16 protein-coding genes are annotated in these 18,498 nt (G+C 69.0%); 13 read left to right on the top strand and 3 right to left on the bottom strand.

Features of this window, described 5'->3' with window-relative positions:
- The first annotated feature begins 9 nt into the window (after positions 1-9).
- Positions 10-1,215 (top strand): MFS transporter, encoded by a 1,206-nt coding sequence (locus tag NUW50_RS11335; protein WP_258289217.1) that lies wholly within the window; start codon positions 10-12, stop codon positions 1,213-1,215.
- Between the two features lie 80 nt (positions 1,216-1,295).
- On the opposite strand, the gene NUW50_RS11330 is transcribed toward NUW50_RS11335, so the two are convergent.
- Positions 1,296-2,252 (bottom strand): L-malyl-CoA/beta-methylmalyl-CoA lyase, encoded by a 957-nt coding sequence (locus tag NUW50_RS11330; protein ID WP_258289216.1) that lies wholly within the window; start codon positions 2,250-2,252, stop codon positions 1,296-1,298.
- Positions 2,253-2,519: 267 nt separating this feature from the next.
- Between NUW50_RS11330 and dgcN the strand changes: the two genes are divergently transcribed.
- Complete coding sequence (dgcN, locus tag NUW50_RS11325; RefSeq protein WP_258289215.1) at positions 2,520-3,521, top strand: N-acetyltransferase DgcN; 1,002 nt, start codon at positions 2,520-2,522, stop codon at positions 3,519-3,521.
- Entirely contained in the window at positions 3,521-4,486 is a 966-nt protein-coding gene (gene dgcA, locus NUW50_RS11320) for an N-acetyl-D-Glu racemase DgcA (protein WP_258289214.1), read from the top strand. Before dgcN ends, dgcA begins: the two co-directional genes overlap by 1 nt.
- A gap of 189 nt (positions 4,487-4,675) precedes the next feature.
- On the opposite strand, the gene NUW50_RS11315 is transcribed toward dgcA, so the two are convergent.
- Entirely contained in the window at positions 4,676-4,864 is a 189-nt protein-coding gene (locus NUW50_RS11315; RefSeq protein WP_258289213.1) for a DUF1674 domain-containing protein, read from the bottom strand.
- A 68-nt stretch (positions 4,865-4,932) separates the two neighbouring features.
- On the opposite strand from NUW50_RS11315, the gene NUW50_RS11310 reads away from it, so the two are divergent.
- The 10 genes from NUW50_RS11310 (at position 4,933) to NUW50_RS11265 (ending at position 17,970) form a co-directional block, all read left to right on the top strand.
- Complete coding sequence (locus NUW50_RS11310) at positions 4,933-6,237, top strand: RsmB/NOP family class I SAM-dependent RNA methyltransferase (RefSeq protein WP_258289212.1); 1,305 nt, start codon at positions 4,933-4,935, stop codon at positions 6,235-6,237.
- 58 nt (positions 6,238-6,295) lie between these two features.
- Positions 6,296-8,062: a heparinase II/III family protein gene (locus NUW50_RS11305; protein ID WP_258289211.1), complete on the top strand. Its 1,767-nt coding sequence runs from the start codon at positions 6,296-6,298 to the stop codon at positions 8,060-8,062.
- Positions 8,063-8,095: 33 nt separating this feature from the next.
- Positions 8,096-9,682 (top strand): bifunctional phosphoribosylaminoimidazolecarboxamide formyltransferase/IMP cyclohydrolase, encoded by a 1,587-nt coding sequence (gene purH / locus NUW50_RS11300; protein WP_258289210.1) that lies wholly within the window; start codon positions 8,096-8,098, stop codon positions 9,680-9,682.
- Positions 9,682-10,182: a signal peptidase II gene (lspA, locus tag NUW50_RS11295; protein WP_258289209.1), complete on the top strand. Its 501-nt coding sequence runs from the start codon at positions 9,682-9,684 to the stop codon at positions 10,180-10,182. Before purH ends, lspA begins: the two co-directional genes overlap by 1 nt.
- Before the next feature lie 66 nt (positions 10,183-10,248).
- Positions 10,249-10,782 (top strand): DUF3035 domain-containing protein, encoded by a 534-nt coding sequence (locus NUW50_RS11290; RefSeq protein WP_258289208.1) that lies wholly within the window; start codon positions 10,249-10,251, stop codon positions 10,780-10,782.
- A 121-nt stretch (positions 10,783-10,903) separates the two neighbouring features.
- The gene (locus NUW50_RS11285) at positions 10,904-12,256 is read left to right on the top strand and encodes a M16 family metallopeptidase (protein ID WP_258289207.1); all 1,353 of its coding nucleotides are present in this window, start codon (positions 10,904-10,906) and stop codon (positions 12,254-12,256) included.
- Positions 12,253-13,575: a M16 family metallopeptidase gene (locus NUW50_RS11280; protein ID WP_258289206.1), complete on the top strand. Its 1,323-nt coding sequence runs from the start codon at positions 12,253-12,255 to the stop codon at positions 13,573-13,575. The genes NUW50_RS11285 and NUW50_RS11280 overlap by 4 nt, the downstream gene beginning before the upstream one ends.
- A 161-nt stretch (positions 13,576-13,736) precedes the next feature.
- Positions 13,737-15,596: a DNA mismatch repair endonuclease MutL gene (mutL, locus tag NUW50_RS11275; protein WP_258289205.1), complete on the top strand. Its 1,860-nt coding sequence runs from the start codon at positions 13,737-13,739 to the stop codon at positions 15,594-15,596.
- Positions 15,593-16,765, top strand: a complete 1,173-nt coding sequence (locus NUW50_RS11270) for a DNA recombination protein RmuC (protein ID WP_258289204.1) — start codon at positions 15,593-15,595, stop codon at positions 16,763-16,765. The genes mutL and NUW50_RS11270 overlap by 4 nt, the downstream gene beginning before the upstream one ends.
- A gap of 62 nt (positions 16,766-16,827) precedes the next feature.
- Positions 16,828-17,970, top strand: coding sequence for a saccharopine dehydrogenase family protein (locus NUW50_RS11265; protein WP_258289203.1), 1,143 nt, complete (start codon positions 16,828-16,830; stop codon positions 17,968-17,970).
- A gap of 21 nt (positions 17,971-17,991) precedes the next feature.
- Here the strand turns inward: NUW50_RS11265 and NUW50_RS11260 are convergent, their stop codons facing one another.
- Positions 17,992-18,435, bottom strand: a complete 444-nt coding sequence (locus NUW50_RS11260) for a potassium channel family protein (protein ID WP_258289202.1) — start codon at positions 18,433-18,435, stop codon at positions 17,992-17,994.
- Positions 18,436-18,498 lie beyond the last annotated feature (63 nt).

Here is an 18,498-nt window from a genome sequence, read left to right as displayed (position 1 = left end):
CGTCCGCGGATGGACCATCCCCTTCATGACAGCCGCTATTCCTGGTTCCGGCTGGCCGCCTCGCTGCTGATCGGACTGATCGGCAATGTGGGGATGTGGTCGATCGTCCTGATCCTGCCCGACGTGCAGGCCGAGTTCGCCGTCGACCGCGGCACCGCCTCGCTGCCCTATACGCTGACCATGATCGGGTTCGCGCTCGGCAACCTGCTGATCGGGCGGGCGGTCGATCGCTGGGGCATGACCGCCTCGCTGATCGGCGCCGCGCTGATCCTGGGCGGGGGGTTCTCGCTGGCCGCGCTGGCGCCCTCGGTGGCGGTTCTGGCACTGGTCCAGCTGCTGATCGGTTTCGGCTCCGGCGCCGCCTTCGGACCGCTGATCGCCGATGTCTCGCACTGGTTCCTGAAGCGGCGCGGCATCGCGGTGGCGGTCGCCGCCTCGGGAAATTACCTGTCCGGAGCGCTCTGGCCGCTGATCCTGTCGCCGGTGCTGGCGGCCTGGGACTGGCGCCAGGCCTATCTGGGGCTGGCGGGCGTGGTGGTCGTGTCGCTGGTCCCGCTGTCCTTCCTGCTGACCCGCCGGATGACCGAGGAAGGCGCCGCCCATGCCGCCGCCAGCCGCCCGGCCATGGCCACCGGCCTGCCGACGCCGGTGCTGATCCTGCTTCTGTGCCTTGCCGGGATCGGCTGTTGCGTGGCGATGTCGATGCCGCAGGTCCATATCGTGGCGCTCTGCGTCGATCTCGGCTACGGCGCCGCCGCCGGGGCCAACATGCTGTCGCTGATGCTGTTCGGCGGCGTCGTCTCGCGGCTGGCCTCGGGCTTTCTGGCCGACCGGCTGGGCGGCATCCGCACCCTGCTGATCGGCTCCGGCCTGCAGGGCATGGCGCTGTTCCTCTACCTGCCCTTCGACGGGCTGGCGACGCTGAACGTCGTCTCGCTGGTCTTCGGCCTCAGCCAGGGCGGCATCGTGCCCAGCTATGCGGTCATCGTCCGCGAATACCTGCCCGCCCGCGAGGCCGGGAAACATGTCGGGCTGGTCATCTCGACGACGATCCTGGGCATGGCCCTGGGCGGCTGGATGTCGGGCTACATCTTCGACCTGACCGGCAGCTATCAGATGGCGGTGCTGAACGGCATCGGCTGGAACGTGCTGAACATCGGGATCATGCTGCTGATCCTGCAACGCTCGCGGCCACGCGGGGCGGTCGCGGCCTGACCGGCCAGCGCGCCGACAGTGACAAGGCCAGCGGCCGGCCGTGAAGGAACAGAAGGATCGGGACGAATAGCCCCGCGCCCCTATCCCCCGATCATCTCCGCCTGCCGCACGATCACCTCGGCCTGCCGGATCGAGGCCAGATCGACCAGCCGTCCCTTGTAGACCGTCGCGCCCGAACCATCCTTCTGCGCCTGCGCCATCGCCGCGAGAATCTCCCGTGCTTCTGTCACCTGCGCCTCCGAAGGCGAGAACACCGCATTGGCCAGCGCCACCTGTTTGGGGTGGATCGCCCATTTCCCGACCATGCCCAGCGTCGCCGAGCGCCGCGCCTGCGCCAGGAACCCCTCCTCGTCCGAGAAATCGCCGAAAGGCCCGTCCACCGGCAGGACACCATGGGTGCGGCAGGCGGCGACAATCGCGGTCTGCGCCCAGTGCCAGGGGTCCGACCAATAGCGGGCGCCCTCGCGCAGCATGTAGTAGTTCTCCTGCGTGCCGCCGATCCCGGTGGTCTGCATCCCCATGCTGGCGGCGAAATCGGCGGCCCCCAGGCTCATCGCCTGAAGCCGGGGGCTGGCCGCGGCGATCTCCTCGACATGGGAAATCCCGGCGGCGGTCTCGATGATGACTTCCAGCGCCAGCGGCGTGCTCCGCCCGGCCACTTTCTCGGCCGCCGTCACCACCGCATCCACGGCATAGACATCCGCCGCGCAGCCCACCTTGGGGATCATGATCTGGTTCAGCCGGGCACCGGCCTTCTCGACCAGATCGATCACGTCATGATGCCACCACGGCGTATCCAGCCCGTTGATCCGGACGCTCAGCCACTTGTCGCCCCAGTCGATGTCGCCCACCGCCTGAATGATATTGGCCCGCGCCTGGGCCTTGTCGTCCGGTGCCACCGAATCCTCGAGGTCGAGATTGATCACGTCGGCCGCGGAGGCCGCCATCTTCTCGAAGATCGCCGGCCGCGATCCGGGGCCGAACAACTGGCAGCGGTTGAGGCGGGACGGGACGGCAGGCTGGGGGCGGAAGCTCATGGCAGGCTCATTTTGTTGCGCAACTTTACTGCTGTTCGTTAGAATATTGCGCCGCCCTCCGCAAGCTCTCTTCGCGGCCGCAGAATCGCTCTGCAACGCGGCATAAATTGCGTCCCTATCCGACAGGTTGCACATTCCTTCTTCCATTTCGACGCATCGCGCAAAATTCTCCCGCATTTTCTGCCAGACGGGTCAAGAATTGTGACCCATTCCCGCCGCATCTGAATAGAGTTACGCTCGCCTGAAACGCCCCTCGGAGTGCCTGCGATGATCGAAACCCCTTACCTCCTGTTCCTCGGCGACGCGCCGGACCCGCTGGCCGCCAAGGTCGCGCAGGGCATCCGCGACTGGCGCCCCGAGAATGCCGTCGGTCAGTACCGGATGCCGGGCTGCAAGGCCGACATGAAGCTGCCCGACATGGACCTGGCCGAGGCCCATGCGGCCGGCGCCAAGACCCTGGTGATCGGCGTCGCCAACCGGGGCGGGGTGATCTCCGAGGCCTGGAAGGCGGTGCTGCACACGGCGCTGGAGCAGGGCTTCGACCTTGCCTCGGGCCTGCACAACCTGCTGCAGGACGAAGCCGACCTGGTCGCCACCGCGACACGGCATGGCCGGCAACTGCATGACGTCCGGGTGCCCGAGGTGAAATACCCGATCGCCAACGGGGTGAAGCGCAGCGGCAAGCGGCTGCTGGCGGTCGGCACCGATTGCTCGATCGGCAAGATGTATACCGCGCTCTGCATCGACCGCGAGATGCGCAACCGGGGCATGGATTGCAGCTTCCGCGCCACCGGCCAGACCGGAATCCTGATCACCGGCGACGGGGTGCCGCTGGATGCCGTGGTGGCCGACTTCATGGCGGGCTCCATCGAGTGGCTGACGCCCGACAACGACCCGGACCACTGGGACCTGATCGAGGGTCAGGGCAGCCTGTTCCATGTTTCCTATTCCGGCGTCACCATGGCGCTGATCCACGGCGGCCAGCCCGACGCGCTGATCCTCTGCCACGAGCCGACCCGCAGCCACATGCGCGGACTGCCCGGCTACAAGCTGCCGACGCTGGAACAGCTCCGCGACACCGCCCTGACGCTGGCCCGGGTCGCCAACCCGGCCTGCCAGGCGGTCGGCATCGCGATCAACACCCAGGCGATGAGCGATCAGGAGGCGCTGGACTACTGTGCCGAGACCGAGGCCCGGATGGGTCTGCCCACCGTCGATCCCTATCGTCACGGCGCCGGGCGGCTGGTCGATGCACTGGGAGCGATCTGATGCAGATCACCGTCACCCCCGACAGTTTCAAGCTGGCCGAGACCTTCACCATCTCGCGCGGCTCCCGGACCGAGGCGAAAGTGCTGACCGTCCGGGTCTCGGATGACCGCGGCGAGGGAATCGGCGAATGCGTGCCCTATGCGCGCTATGGCGAATCGCTCGACTCGGTGACCGGGGAAATCCTCTCGGTCCAGGGAGAGAGCGACCGGGCGGCGCTGCAATCGCGGCTGCCGGCCGGCGCGGCCCGCAACGCGCTGGACTGTGCCCTGTGGGACCACCAGGCGAAGGCCGAGAACCGCCGGGCCTGGGAACTGGCCGGGCTGTCGGCGCCGGTGCCGGTGGTGACCGCCTTCACCCTGTCGCTCGACACGCCCGAGAAGATGCAGGCGGCGGCGGCGCGGCATGCGGCGCGGCCGCTGCTGAAGATCAAGCTGGGCACGCCCGAGGACATGGCACGGCTGGAGGCGGTGCGCCGCGGTGCGCCGAACACCAGGATCATCATCGACGCCAACGAGGGCTGGACCGCCGAGGTCTATTCCGATCTCGCGCCGCATCTGGTCCGGCTGGGAGTCGAACTGGTCGAGCAGCCGCTGCCCGCCGGGCAGGACGACCTGCTGGCCGAGATCGAGCGGCCGCTGCCGGTCTGCGCCGACGAGAGCTGTCATGACCGGGCGACGCTGGCGGCGTTGAAGGGAAAATACGACGTCATCAACATCAAGCTGGACAAGACCGGCGGGCTGACCGAGGCGCTGGCGCTGCGGGACGAGGCCCGCAAGCAGGGCTACCGGATCATGGTCGGCTGCATGGTCGGGTCGAGCCTGGCGATGGCCCCGGCGATCCTGCTGGCCCAGGGCGCCGAATGGACCGATCTGGACGGACCGCTGCTGCTGGCCGAAGACCGGGCCACGCCGATCCGATATGACGATCAGGGCGCCCATCCGGCCGATCCCGACCTCTGGGGCTGAGCGTCCCCATGGGGACGGGGGGTCATACCCTTGATCTGAAAGGGTTTTCTCTGGGGACGGCTGTTATGGTTAATTCAGTCTTGACCGTTGGCGCGGCGGGCGGCCCCGCAGCCTGATCCCGGGCGGGTCGTGGTCGCGGCGAGACCGGCGGGCGACTGGCCGCCGGATGGCCGGCCTTCCGGGGCCCGGTCAGAAATCGACCGCGAGGCCCTTTTTCTCGTAATCGCCGTAGCGCACCGGCTCGGGTCCGTCGCGGCCGCCCAGCTCCACCGGCAGCGGCGGCGCGGCGTCGGCCTTCTTGCGGCGCTCGGCGGCTTCGGCCAGGGCGCGGCGGGCGGCGGGGGGCAGATCGGGGCGGTCTGTTGTCTCGTCAGCCATGGGCAGGGCTCCTTGTCTCTGACCCTTGGGCTGATATAGCCCGCGCAGGCAGTGGGCAAGGGCGACACATGGCGCGGGCATCGGCAGGAACGGGCGACAGGCCACGAGGCGGCGGCGATCCGCGTCGCCAGGCGGTCAAGCTGCTGACCCTGGTGACCGCCGGGCAGAAGATGCTTTCCGAGGCCCTGCCCGAAGTGACGAAAGACCTTTCCCCCGGCGATGCCGCCCGCACCGGACGGCTGGCGACCGAGACCCTGCGCCAGATCGGCCGCACCGACAAGCTGCTGGGGCCCTTCCTGCGGCAGCGGCCGCCGGAGCCGATCCTGAACCTGCTGCGGCTGGGAATCGTCGAACTGGCACAGGGCGGGGCGGCACATGGGGTTGTCCATGCCGCCGTGCAGCTGGCCAAGGAGGATGCCGAGACCGCCCGGCTTTCGGGTCTGGTCAATGCGGTGCTGCGCAAGATCGCCGTGCAGCCGCCCGATTTCGCAAGCATGACGCCACCGCAACTGCCCAAGCCGCTGCGCAAGCGGCTGGTCGCCGCCTGGGGCAAGGAAACCGTTGCGGCGATGGAAGCGGTCTTTGCCAGTGCCCCGCCGCTGGACCTGACGCCGCGCGACGGCAATGCCGCGGCGCTGGCCGAGGCCACCGGCGGCGCGGCCCTGCCGACCGGATCGGTGCGGATCATCGGCCCGGTGCAGGTCTCGACCCTGCCCGGCTATGGCACCGGCGGCTTCTGGGTGCAGGACGCCGCCGCGGCGCTGCCGGCGCGGGTGCTGGCGGCACGGCCGGGCGAGACGGTGCTGGACCTCTGCGCGGCGCCGGGCGGCAAGACCATGCAGCTGGCCGCCGCCGGGGCCGATGTCACGGCGCTGGATATCTCGGGGCCGCGGATGCAGCGGGTCGCCGAGAACCTGGCCCGCACCGGGCTGAGCGCGCGTTGCGTGACCGCCGATGCGCTGCATTTCGAGGGCGGGCCCTATGATGCGATCCTGCTGGACGCGCCCTGTTCGGCCACCGGCACGCTGCGCCGGCATCCCGACCTGCCGCGGGTCCGGCCCGAGATCGACCTGGCGCCGCTGACCGCGTTGCAGACGGCGCTGGCCGACCGGGCGGCGGCGCTGCTGCGGCCCGGCGGGCGGCTGGTGATCTGCACCTGCTCGCTTCTGCCCGAAGAGGGCGAGGCCCAGGCCGAGGCGCTGCCGGGCCGGCATCCCGACCTGCGGCCCGATCCGGCGGCGATTGCGGCGCTGGACCTTGCACCCGAATGGTCTCCGGCGCCCGGGCAGCTGCGGCTGCGGCCGGATTTCTGGGCCGAGCGGGGCGGCATGGACGGATTTCACATAGCGGCTTTCCGCAAGGCCGGGGCATGACCGGCCGAACGGACATGACTCCCGCGACTGCGGGCGGTAAACTGCCGCAAAACAACGGATGAGCAGGCTCGGGGTGGTCGAGACGGCAGGCGGACCTGCGCGGCGGGTCAGGGTGATGAACCGGCTGCATGCCAGGCTGGCGGGCTTTGCCCGGGCGGCCACCGGATTCGTGTCGCAGCCCGAGCCGCGCACGATCGGCAGTTTCGCCCGGGGCCGGCAGCTTCTGGCCGGAAACTACATGTTCGCGGGAATCCTGGTACAGGCCGAGCCGGGGACGCCGCTGTTCTCGCTGCCCGATCCCGATCCGACCTTTGCCGCCGAGGCGCAGGGCTTTGCCTGGCTCGACGACCTGGCGGCAGTGGGCGACACCGCGGCGCGCAAGCTGGCGCAGCGCTGGCTGGCCGAGTGGCTGGAGATCTGCGCCCGGGGCCATGGGCCGGGATGGACTCCGGACCTGACCGGGCGGCGGCTGATCCGCTGGATCAACCATGCGCTGTTCCTGATGATGGGCGCCGACAAGCCGTTGCAGGACGGCTTCTACCGCTCGCTGGCGCAGCAGACGCTGTTCCTGGGCCGGCGCTGGCAGGCGGCCTCGCCCGGGTTGCCGCGCTTCGAGGCGCTGACCGGGCTGATCGTCGCCGGGCTGTCGCTGGACGGGATGAGCCGTTTCGTGCAGCCGGCGTTGCGGTCGCTGGCCGCCGAATGCGAAAGGACGATCGACCTGGACGGCGGGATCCCGACCCGCAACCCGGAAGAGCTGCTGGATATCTTCACCCTGCTGAACTGGGCCTCGGCGGCGCTGTCCGAGGCCGGGATGATGGCCGGGCCGGCGCATCTGGCGGCGCTGGAGCGGATGGCGCCCAGCCTGCGGGCGCTGCGCCATTCCGACGGCGGGCTGGCGCGGTTCCACGGCGGCGGGCGCGGCCCGGACGGGCGGCTGGACACGGCGCTGGCGGCCTCGGGGGTGCGCAGCCTGCCGCTGCCCGGGCTGCACATGGGCTATGCCCGCGCCACCTATGGCCGGACCTCGCTGATCATGGATGCCGCCTCGCCGCCCAAGGGCGCCGCTTCGCGCAACGGCCATGCCTCGACGCTGGCGATCGAGGTCACCTCGGGGCGGCGGCCGCTGCTGGTCAATTGCGGCTCGGGCCGGTCCTTCGGGGCGGCCTGGCGGATGGCGGGGCGGGCAACGGCCTCGCATTCGACGCTGGAGATCGTCGGCTACAGCTCGTCGCGCTTCGGGCCGCTGCGCTTCGGCGCCGACCGGACCCGGGACTACCTGGTCGAGGTGCCCGAGGACGTGCGGGTGCAGCAGGCGACCGGCGAGGACGGGACCGAGATCATCGCCGCGCATGACGGCTATGTCCGGACCCACGGTCTGACCCATATGCGGCGGCTGGAATTCGCCCAGGACGGGCGCAGCCTGGGCGGCGAGGACACTCTGGCGGCGGTCAACGACGCGCATCGCGCCACGTTCGACCGGGCGCTGGACCGGGTGGCGCTGCAGGGAATCCGCTTTGCCCTGCGGTTTCATCTGCATCCCGAGGTCGATGCCGAGCTCGACATGGGCGGCACCGCGGTGTCGATGGTGCTGCGCTCGGGCGAGGTCTGGGTGTTCCGGCACGACGGGGTCGCCGATCTGTCGCTGGAACCCAGCGTCTACCTGGAGCGGGGACGGCTGCGACCGCGTGCGACGAAACAGGTGGTTCTCAGCGCCGCCGCGATAGATTATGCGAGCCGCGTCCGCTGGTCGCTGGCCAAGGCGCAGGAAGTGCCGCTGGCGATCCGCGACCTGGAACGCGACGATACGCCCTGGCTGGACTGAACGTCCGGCCGCCACCGACCTGAAAGGAACTCCATGTCCGACCTGCACCCCATCCGCCGCGCCCTGCTGTCGGTCAGCGACAAGACCGGGCTTCTGGACCTGGCAAAGGCTCTGGCCGGAATGGGGGTGGAACTGCTCTCGACCGGCGGCAGCGCGGCAATGCTGCGCGAGGCCGGGCTGACGGTGCGCGACGTGGCCGATGTGACCGGCTTTCCCGAGATGATGGATGGCCGGGTGAAGACCCTGCATCCGGCGGTGCATGGCGGGCTGCTGGCGCTGCGCGACAATCCCGAGCACCTGGCGGCGATGGAGGCGCATGGCATCGGGCCGATCGACCTGCTGGTGGTCAACCTCTATCCGTTCGAGGCAACCGTCGCCAAGGGCGCGGACTACGACACCTGCATCGAGAACATCGACATCGGCGGCCCGGCGATGATCCGGGCGGCGGCCAAGAACCATGGCTTCGTGAATGTCGTCGTCGATGTCGAGGATTACGGGCCCCTGCTGGACGAGATGGCGGCGCATGAAGGCGCGACGACGCGGGCATTCCGGCAGCGGCTGGCGCAGGTGGCCTATGCCCGGACCGCGGCCTATGATGCGGCGGTCTCGACCTGGATGGCGGCGGCGATCGACGTCAGGACCCCGAAGCGGCGCGCCTTTGCCGGCACCCTGGCGCAGACCCTGCGCTATGGCGAGAACCCGCATCAGGCAGCGGCCTTCTATACCGACGGTTCGGCCCGGCCCGGCGTCGCCACGGCGCGGCAGCTGCAGGGCAAGGAGCTGTCCTACAACAACATCAACGACACTGACGCGGCCTTCGAGCTGGTCGCCGAATTCGACCGCGAGACCCCGGCCTGCGCGATCATCAAGCACGCCAACCCCTGCGGCGTCGCCAGCGCCCCAACCCTGGCCGAAGCCTATGCCCGGGCCTATGACTGCGACCGCACCTCGGCCTTCGGCGGCATCGTGGCGCTGAACCGGACCCTGGATGCCGAGACCGCCGCGGCGATCTGCGAGATCTTCACCGAGGTGGTCATCGCCCCCGACGCCGCGCCCGAGGCGGTGGAGCTGTTCGCCAAGAAGAAGAACCTGCGGCTGCTGCTGACCGACTCGCTGCCCGACCCCTCGGCGCCCATGCTGACCTTCCGGCAGGTCGCGGGCGGGTTCCTGGTGCAGGACAAGGACAACGGCCGGCTGACCCGCGCCGATCTGAAGGTGGTGACCAGAAAGGCGCCGACCGAAGCCCAGATGGACGATCTGCTGTTCGCCTGGAAGGTGGCCAAGCATGTGAAGTCCAATGCCATCGTCTATGTGAAGGACGGCGCCACGGTGGGCGTCGGCGCCGGGCAGATGAGCCGGGTCGACAGCAGCCGAATCGCCGCCCGCAAATCGCAGGACATGGCCGAGGCCCTGGGGCTGGCGCAGCCGCCTGCGGTCGGCTCGGTCGTCGCTTCGGACGCGTTCTTCCCCTTCCCGGACGGGCTGCTGGCCGCGGCCGAGGCCGGGGCGACGGCGGTGATCCAGCCGGGCGGCTCAATGCGGGACGACGCGGTGATCGAGGCGGCGGACGAAGCCGGGCTGGCGATGGTGTTTACCGGCATGCGGCATTTCCGTCACTGATGGGCCGCCGGGCATCCCCCATCCTGCCTTCCCGGGCGCTGTGGCAGACGGCACTGGTCGTGATTGCGCTGGATCAGGCCAGCAAGGTGCTGGTGGTGCATCTTCTGGGCCTGCACCGGTCCGGGGTGATCGAGCTCTGGCCGCCCTATCTGACCTTCCGGATGGCCTGGAACGAGGGCGTGAACTTCGGGCTGCTGTCCAGCAACTCGGATCTGACGCGCTGGCTGCTGATCGGGGTAGCGCTGGCGATTTCGGCCTGGGTGCTGATCTGGGTGCGGCGCGAACCGGACAACCGGCGGGCCCAGATCGCCGCCGGGCTGCTGATCGGCGGGGCGCTCGGCAACGTGATCGACCGGCTGATCTATGGCGCGGTGGCCGATTTTCTGAACATGTCCTGTTGCGGGATCGACAATCCATATGCGTTCAATGTGGCCGATATCGCGATTTTTGCGGGTGCCGCGGGGCTGATCCTGTGGACCGACCGGGCAAAGACCCCGTGACGCGCCCCGAAAGCTAGGCTAAACACATGTCAAAGACGGGCTGAGGCACAGGCAGGAGCTATGGGAATGCGGGTTGAGGGCGGGCGAAGCTTGGCGCTGCTGCTGGCTGCGGTCCTGACCGTCAGCGCTTGTTCTGGCGACAAGGAGCCGCGGCTTCTCAACATCAAGTCAACCCAGGGGCCGGACGAGTTCTCGATCCTTCCCGGCAAGCCGCTGCAGGCGCCGCCCGATTTCGCCACCCTGCCCGAACCGACGCCGGGCGGCAGCAACCTGACCGACCCGACTCCGGATCAGGATGCGGTGGCTGCCCTGGGCGGCAATCCTTCGGTCCTGACCCGCTCCGGCATCCCGGCGGCGGACACCGGGCTGCTGAATCACGCCGGACGCTACGGCATCCAGGCCGGCATCCGCGACGAGCTGGCCGCCGCCGATCTGGAATACCGGCGCAAGAACGACGGCAGGCTGCTGGAGCGGCTGTTCAACGTGAACGTATATTTCAAGGCCTATCGGCCCTATGAGCTGGACCAGTATGCCGAGCTGGCGCGGCTGCGGCGGCTGGGGCTCAAGACCCCGGCGGCGCCGCCCGATCCGGCACGCTGAGGCGCGGGCCCGTCCGGACCCGGCCCCGACCACCGCACGGGCTCTCACTTCCCCGTCAACCCGGCTTGGCCCCGGGGTACCCGGTCGCTAGGGTGGCGCGACATTTGCGCGGCGGAGTGGTATGACTATGCGAAGAATTCTCGGGCTGGCGGCCCTGGCCCTGGCGCCCCTGACCGCGGTGCCCGCCCAGGCGGCCGATCCGACGAGCTACACGCTCGACAACGGATTGCAGGTGCTGGTGCTGGAAGATCACCGGGCGCCGGTCGTGGTCCAGATGGTCTATTACAAGATCGGCGCGGCGGATGAGCCTCCGGGCCATTCCGGCATCGCGCATTTCCTGGAGCACCTGCTGTTCCAGGGCACCGAGAACATGGCGGCGGGCGAGCTGTCGCAGACCGTCAGCCGCAACGGCGGCAGCGACAATGCCTTCACCAGCTGGGACCAGACCGCCTATTTCCAGCGCGTCGCGGCGGACCGGCTGGAGCTGATGATGCGGATGGAATCCGACCGGATGCGGAACCTGAAGCTGACCGAGGACGATGTGCGGACCGAGCGGCAGGTGATCCTGGAAGAGCGCAACCAGCGCATCGACAGCGATCCCGGCGCCCTGTTCAACGAGCAGATGCGGGCGGCGCTGTATCTGAACTCTCCCTACCAGATCCCGGTGATCGGCTGGCGCCACGAGATGGAGGCGCTGACCCGGCAGGATGCCTATGATTTCTACAAGAAATACTATGCGCCCAACAATGCGATCCTGATCGTCGCGGGCGACGTGCAGCCGGAAGAGGTGCTGAAGCTGGCCAAGACCTATTACGGCCCGCTGGAACCGACGCCGGGCCTGGGCGAACGGACCCGGCCGCAGGAACCGCCGCAGTTGGCCGAGCGGCGGCTGAAGATGGTCGATCCGCGGGTCGCGCAGCCCTATCTGGTCCGCAACTATGTGGTGCCGGAACGCGACCATGACGACCAGAGAACCGCCGCGGCGCTGACCATGCTGGCCGAGCTGCTGGGCGGCAATGCGGCGACCTCGGTGCTGGGGCAGAAGCTGCAGTTCGACAGCCATGTCGCGGTCTATGCCTCGGCCTATTACTCGGGCGTCAGCTATGACGACACGACCTTCGGCTATGTTGTCGTGCCTTCGGAGGGCGTCAGCCTGGCCGAGGCCGAGGCGGCGCTGGACAAGGCGGTGGACGAGTTCCTGGCGGAAGGCATCGACGATGCCCAGTGGGAGCGTATCCGGTTCCAGCTGCGGGCCTCGCAGGTCTATGCCGATGACGATATCGGCAGCCAGGCGCGGACCTATGGCTCGGCCCTGACCTCGGGGCTGACGATCGAGGATGTCCAGGCCTGGCCGGACATCCTGCAATCGGTCACCAAGGACGAGGTCATGGCCGCCGCGCGCGACCTGCTGGACCGGCGCCATTCGGTCACCGGCTGGCTATCTCCCACCGAACAGAAGGACGCGGTTCAATGATCGGCACCCTGGCCCGCGGGCTTTTTCTTGCACTCTGCACCCTTGTCGCGCTGCCGGCCCTTGCGGCGGTGGACATTCAGGAGGTGAAATCCGAAGGCGGGATCACCGCCTGGCTGGTCGAAGAGCATTCGATCCCCTTCGTGGCGCTGGAACTGCGGTTTCGCGGCGGCGCGGCGCTGGACGCGCCGGGCAAGCGCGGCGCGATCAACCTGATGACCGGGCTGATCGAGGAAGGCGCCGCCGACATGGATGCCCGGGCCTTTGCCGAGGCCCGCGAATCGCTGGCGGCGAGCTTCCGTTTCGACGTGCATGACGATTCGATGATGATCTCGGCCAAGTTCCTGACCGAGAACCGCGACGAGGCGGTGGAACTGCTGCGCAAGGCGCTGATCGAGCCGCGCTTCGACCCCGACGCGATCGAGCGGGTGCGGGCGCAGGTGCTGTCGATCATCAAGTCGAACGCCTCGGACCCCGGCAAGATCGCCAGCACGACCTTCAACCACCTGGCCTGGGGCGACCATCCCTATGGCACCGACCTGAACGGCACGCCCGAGAGCGTGGCAGCGCTGACCCGCGACGATCTCGTCGCCGCCAAGAACCGGGTGATGGCGCGCGACCGGCTCTATGTCGGGGTGGTCGGCGACATCACTGCCGAAGAGCTGGGGCCGCTGCTGGACCACCTGCTGGGCGCCCTGCCCGCCACCGGCGCGCCGATGCCGGAACGCGCGACCTATCAGCTGAAGCCCGGCGTCACCGTGGTGCCTTGGGACAGCCCGCAAAGCATCGCGATCTTCGGGCATGAGGGGATCAAGCTGGAAGACCCGGACTATTTCGCCGCCTATGTGCTGAACGAGGCGGTCGGCGGCGGCAATTTCTCGTCCCGGCTGATGGACGAGGTGCGCGAGAAGCGCGGCCTGACCTATGGCATCGGCAGCTATCTGGCGCCGATGGACCTGGGCGAGCTGATCGTCGGACAGTTCGCCAGCGCCAACGGCAAGATGGCCGAGGCGCTGGACGTGGTGCGCTCGGTCTGGACCAGGGTCGCCGAAGAGGGGCTGACCGAGACCGAGCTGGCCGATGCAAAGACCTATCTCACCGGCGCCTATCCGCTGCGCTTCGACGGCAACGGCACGATCGCCGGCATCATCGTCGGGATGCAGATGGCCGGCTTCCCGATCGATTATGCCGCGACCCGCAACGACAAGATCGAGGCGGTGACGATGGAGGATATCAAGCGGGTGGCGAAGCGGCTCTATCGGCCCGAGGACCTGGCCTTCGTGGTGGTCGGGAAGCCCGAGGGGGTGGAAAGCGACCATTAGGGGCGCGCCGCATCGGGGCCAGCCCCGGCCCGGTCTCAAGGCGCGGGGCGCCGCCGGGCAGCGCCCGACCGCCCGGCGGGCATCCCGGGTCGGCATGATCCGACCCCGCGCCCCGCTCTGCCACTGGCCGAATCGCCCGGCCACATGCTAGGTCTTGGGCCATGCCCGCAATCGACCCCAACATATCCACAGCCCTTGCCCCGTCACGCCCGGTGATCCGGCAGCTGGACGAGGCGGCGATCAACCGGATCGCGGCCGGCGAGGTGGTGGAGCGCCCGGCCTCGGCGGTCAAGGAACTGGTCGAGAACGCGCTGGACGCCGGGGCGAAACGGGTGGTGGTCGAGATCGCCAATGGCGGCAAGGTGCTGATCCGGGTCACCGATGACGGCTGCGGGATGAGCGCCGAGGAACTGCCGCTGGCGCTGGCCCGACATGCCACCTCGAAGATCGACGGCAGTGATCTGCTGGACATCCATTCCTTCGGCTTTCGCGGCGAGGCGCTGCCCTCGCTGGGCGCGGTGGGCCGGCTGACGCTGACCTCGCGCGCCGCCGGCCATGACGCCGCCAGGCTGAAGGTGGAAGGCGGACGGCCGACCCCGGTCGTGCCCGCGGCCCTGCGCGGCGGCACCGTCGTGGAATTGCGCGACCTGTTCTACGCGACCCCGGCGCGGCTGAAATTCCTGCGCAGCGACCGGGCCGAGACCCAGGCGGTGACCGAGGTGATCCGGCGGCTGGCGCTGGCCGAACCCTTCGTCAGCTTCGAGCTGCGCGATGTCTCGGGCGGCGAGGGGCGCGAGCTGTTCCGGGCCGAGGCCGGCAGCGGCGACCTGTTCGACGCGCTGCACGCGCGGCTGCGGGCGGTTCTGGGCCGCGACTTCATCGACAATGCGCTGAAGATCGAGGTGACGCGCGAGCCGCTGACCCTGACCGGCTTTGCCGCCCTTCCGACCTATTCGCGCGGCGCGACGGTGGCGCAGTTCCTCTATGTCAACGGCCGTCCGGTGCGCGACAAACTGCTGTTCGGGGCCCTGCAGGCAGCCTATTCCGACGTGCTGCCGCGCGGCCGCTACCCGGCGGCGGTGCTGTTCCTGGACTGCGATCCGCAGCTGGTTGACGTGAACGTGCATCCGGCCAAGGCCGAGGTCCGGTTCCGCGATCCGGCAGCGGCGCGGGGGCTGATCGTCTCGGCACTGCGGCAGGCGCTGGCCGGGGCCGGGCACCGCGCCTCGACCACCGTGGCCGACGCGACTCTGAACGCGCTGCGGCCCGAAACCGCGCCGCCGCGGGTCTACCAGATGGATTTCGCCTCGCGGCCCGCGCCGGTCGCGCTGTCGCGCGCGTATGAGGCGCAGGCGCCCGACCCGGGCATGGCGGGCCTTGCCGAGCCCGCGGCCGGGGTCTCGGCCCGGGTCGAGCCGAACAGTTCCCCCGACGCGGTGCATCTGCCGCTGGGCGCGGCGCGGGCGCAGGTGCACGAGAACTACATCATCGCCCAGACCGAGACCGGGCTGGTGATCGTCGATCAGCACGCGGCGCATGAACGGCTGGTCTACGAGCGGCTGAAGCGGCAGATGGCCGGGCACGGGATCGCGGCGCAGGCACTGCTGATCCCCGAGATCGTCGAGATCGGACCGCAGGCCGCCGCCCGGCTGCTGGCCGCCGCGCCCGAGCTAGAACGCTACGGGCTGAGCCTGGAGGCCTTCGGCGGCGGCGCGGTGGCGGTGCAGGCGACCCCGGCGATCCTGGGCCAGGTGGATTGCAAGGCGCTGCTCTCGGACATCCTGGACGAGCTGGAGGATCAGGGCGAAAGCGCGGCGCTGCAAAGCCGGATCGACGCGATCCTGTCGCGGATGGCCTGCCACGGCTCGATCCGTTCCGGCCGGCAGATGCGGGCCGACGAGATGAACGCGCTGCTGCGCGAGATGGAGGCGACGCCGCTTTCGGGTCAGTGCAACCACGGGCGGCCGACCTATGTGGAGCTGAAGCTCAGCGATATCGAGCGGCTGTTCGGGCGGACATGATCCAGATCGGCGACCAGAGCTATGGATTCGGCGACCCGCTGGTCGTCGCGGTGCTGGTCGGCGGCGCGGCGCTGTTGCTGCTGTTCGCGCTGCTGATCCTGGTGGTGCTGCGCTCCGGCCGCTCGGCGCGGGCCCTGGAACCGCTGGCCTATTCGCTGACCCAGCTGGGCCAGCGGGTGCAATATCTCTCGGACGGGCAGCAGCAGCTGACCGGCGGGCTGACCCATGTCTCAGAAGCGCAGGCCAAGGCGCAGGCGCAGATGCTGCAGCTGATGGAGACACGGCTGGCGAACGTCACCCAGGCGATGACCGAGAACCTGCAGGGCAGCGCCCAGCGGACGGCGAAATCCCTGGGCGAGTTGCAGGAACGCCTGCAGACCATCGACAAGGCGCAGGCCAATATCGAAAAGCTCTCGGGCGACGTGCTGAGCCTGCAGGACATCCTGTCGAACAAGCAGACCCGGGGGGCGTTCGGAGAGATCCAGCTGACCGATATCGTCAGCAAGGCGCTGCCCAGTGACAGTTTCACCCTGCAGGCGACGCTGAGCAACGGCAAGCGGGCCGATTGCCTGATCCATCTGCCGAACCCGCCGGGACCGATCGTCGTGGATGCCAAGTTCCCGCTGGAGGCATATGAAGCGCTGCGCCGGGCCGAGACCCAGCAGGCGCTGACCGAGGCGTCGCGGGCGCTGAAGGTCTCGGTCCGGGCGCATATCAAGGCGATTTCCGAGAAATACATCAACGAGGGCGAGACCGCCGACGGGGCGATCCTGTTTCTGCCCTCGGAAGCGGTCTATGCCGAGCTTCACGCCAATTTCCCGGAACTGGTGCGGGAAGGCTTTGCGGCACGGGTCTGGATCGTCTCGCCCACCACCTGCATGGCGACGCTGACGACGATGCGGGCGATCCTGAAGGATGCAAGGATGCGCGAGCAGGCCGGGGCGATCCGCACCACGCTGCGGCAATTGCACCGCGACGTCGAACTGGTGGTCGAGCGGGTCGGCAAGCTGAACACGCATTTCAACCAGGCGCGGGGCGATCTGGAAGGCATCTCGACCGCCGCCGAACGGGCCGGCAAGCGGGCGGCACGACTGGACAATTTCGACTTCGAGGAGATCACGCCCGAAGCCGCGACACCGACGCTGCCGATGGAACCGGCGGCCGAATAGCGCCGAAGCGGCTTGCCTCGGCTCCGAATATTTGAGACCTCAGCCAAAACGCGAGGTTCAGCATGACAATCCATTGGTGCGGCACCGGCCTGTCGGCAATCCCCGGCCTGCGGCGGCTGATCGAGTCGGGGCGCGAGGTGACGGTATGGAACCGGTCGCCCGACAAGGCACGGAAGGCGGTCGGCGATCTGACCGACCGGATCGAGACCTTCACCCCCGAGGCGCTGGCCGCCAGGGTCGCGCCCGGCGATATCGTGGTCTCGATGCTGCCCGGCGACATGCATGTGCCGCTGGCGCAGATGTGCCTGGAGAAGGACGCGCATTTCGTTTCGTCCTCCTATATCTCGCCCGAGATGCGGGCACTGAACGACGCGGCGCTCGACAAGGGGCTGCGCTTCGTCAACGAGGTCGGGCTCGACCCCGGAATCGACCACCTGATGGCGCATGCGCTGGTCGAGGATTACCGCCGTTCGCCGGCCTGCGACCCCGAGAATGCGCTGAGTTTCCTGAGCTATTGCGGTGGCGTGCCGAAGATTCCGAATGCCTTCCGCTACAAGTTCTCGTGGTCGCCGCTGGGCGTGCTGAAGGCGCTGCGCAGCCCGTCGCGGTCGATCCGGCACTGGTCGGTTCTGGACGTGGCGCGGCCCTGGGACGCGATCGGCAGCTATACGGCGCCCTTGCCGCAGCCCGAGGTCTTCGAGGTCTATCCGAACCGCGATTCGCTGCCTTTCATCCAGCAATACCGGTTCGACCCGTCCTGGAAGGTCAAGGATTTCGTCCGTGGCACCCTGCGGCTGAACGGCTGGGCCGAGGCCTGGGCGCCGGTCTTTGCCGAGGTCGAGGAGCTGACCGGTCCCGAGGGCGAGGCGCGGCTGCGCGAGATGTCGGATCAGTTCTGGCGCGACCATGCCTATGAGCCGGGAGAGCCGGACCGGGTGATCCTGGTGGTCGAGCTGAAGGCCGAGCGCGACGGCACCCCGGTCTGGCACCAGAGCTTCGTGCTGGACGCCAGCGGTGATGCGCGGGGCTCGGCCATGGCGCGGCTGGTCTCGACCCCGGTGGCGCTGGCGATCGAGGCGGTGTCGGCGAAACAGATCCCGGCCGGCGTCACCGCCGCGCCGCATGATCCGGCGCTGGTGGCGAAATGGCTGGCCGAGGTGGACAAGCTGTCGGAAGTCTATCTGCGGATCGACCACCTGAAGTGAGCATCGGGCGCCGGGGGCCGGTCAGCTGTCCCCGGCCCGCGCCGCCAGCTGGCTGAGCCGGACGTGGCGCAGCACCTCGACCAGCATCGCGGTCAGCAGCCCGATCGAGATCAGCCCGTTGGCCGCCGCCATCCCGCCCAAAAGCCGCCAGCCGATCGGCAACAGGATGTCGCCGAAGCCCAGCGTCGTGAAGGCCACAAGCGAGAAGTAGAGCGATGCCTCCAGCGTCGTGAAAAGGTCCAGAAGCCGCAGCACCACGGCCCAGATCCAGACCCCGATGGTCATCACCGCCAGCGACCAGAGCACCGTCATGGTCAGCACCGCGGCCAGCTTGGGCCGGTGCGGCGGCGCCAGAAGCCAGCGCTGACCCGAGGCCAGCAGGCTTTCCAGCGCCCAGGCCATCAGGCCGGCCAGCATCACGTTGGTGATGATCAGCCCCGAGCCCAGTGCGATCTGCACCAACATCTGCGCCTCCCGTCTTTCCCTGTGCCAGCAGATACCATGCTGCCGACGCGTGCAAATCCGCCA

Origin of the sequence: Frigidibacter sp. ROC022, assembly GCF_024723735.1 — a bacterium.
In the GTDB taxonomy this organism is placed as follows: domain Bacteria; phylum Pseudomonadota; class Alphaproteobacteria; order Rhodobacterales; family Rhodobacteraceae; genus SLM-1.
Note: the sequence above shows the minus strand (reverse complement) of the source record. Positions and strands in the feature narration are given on the sequence as shown.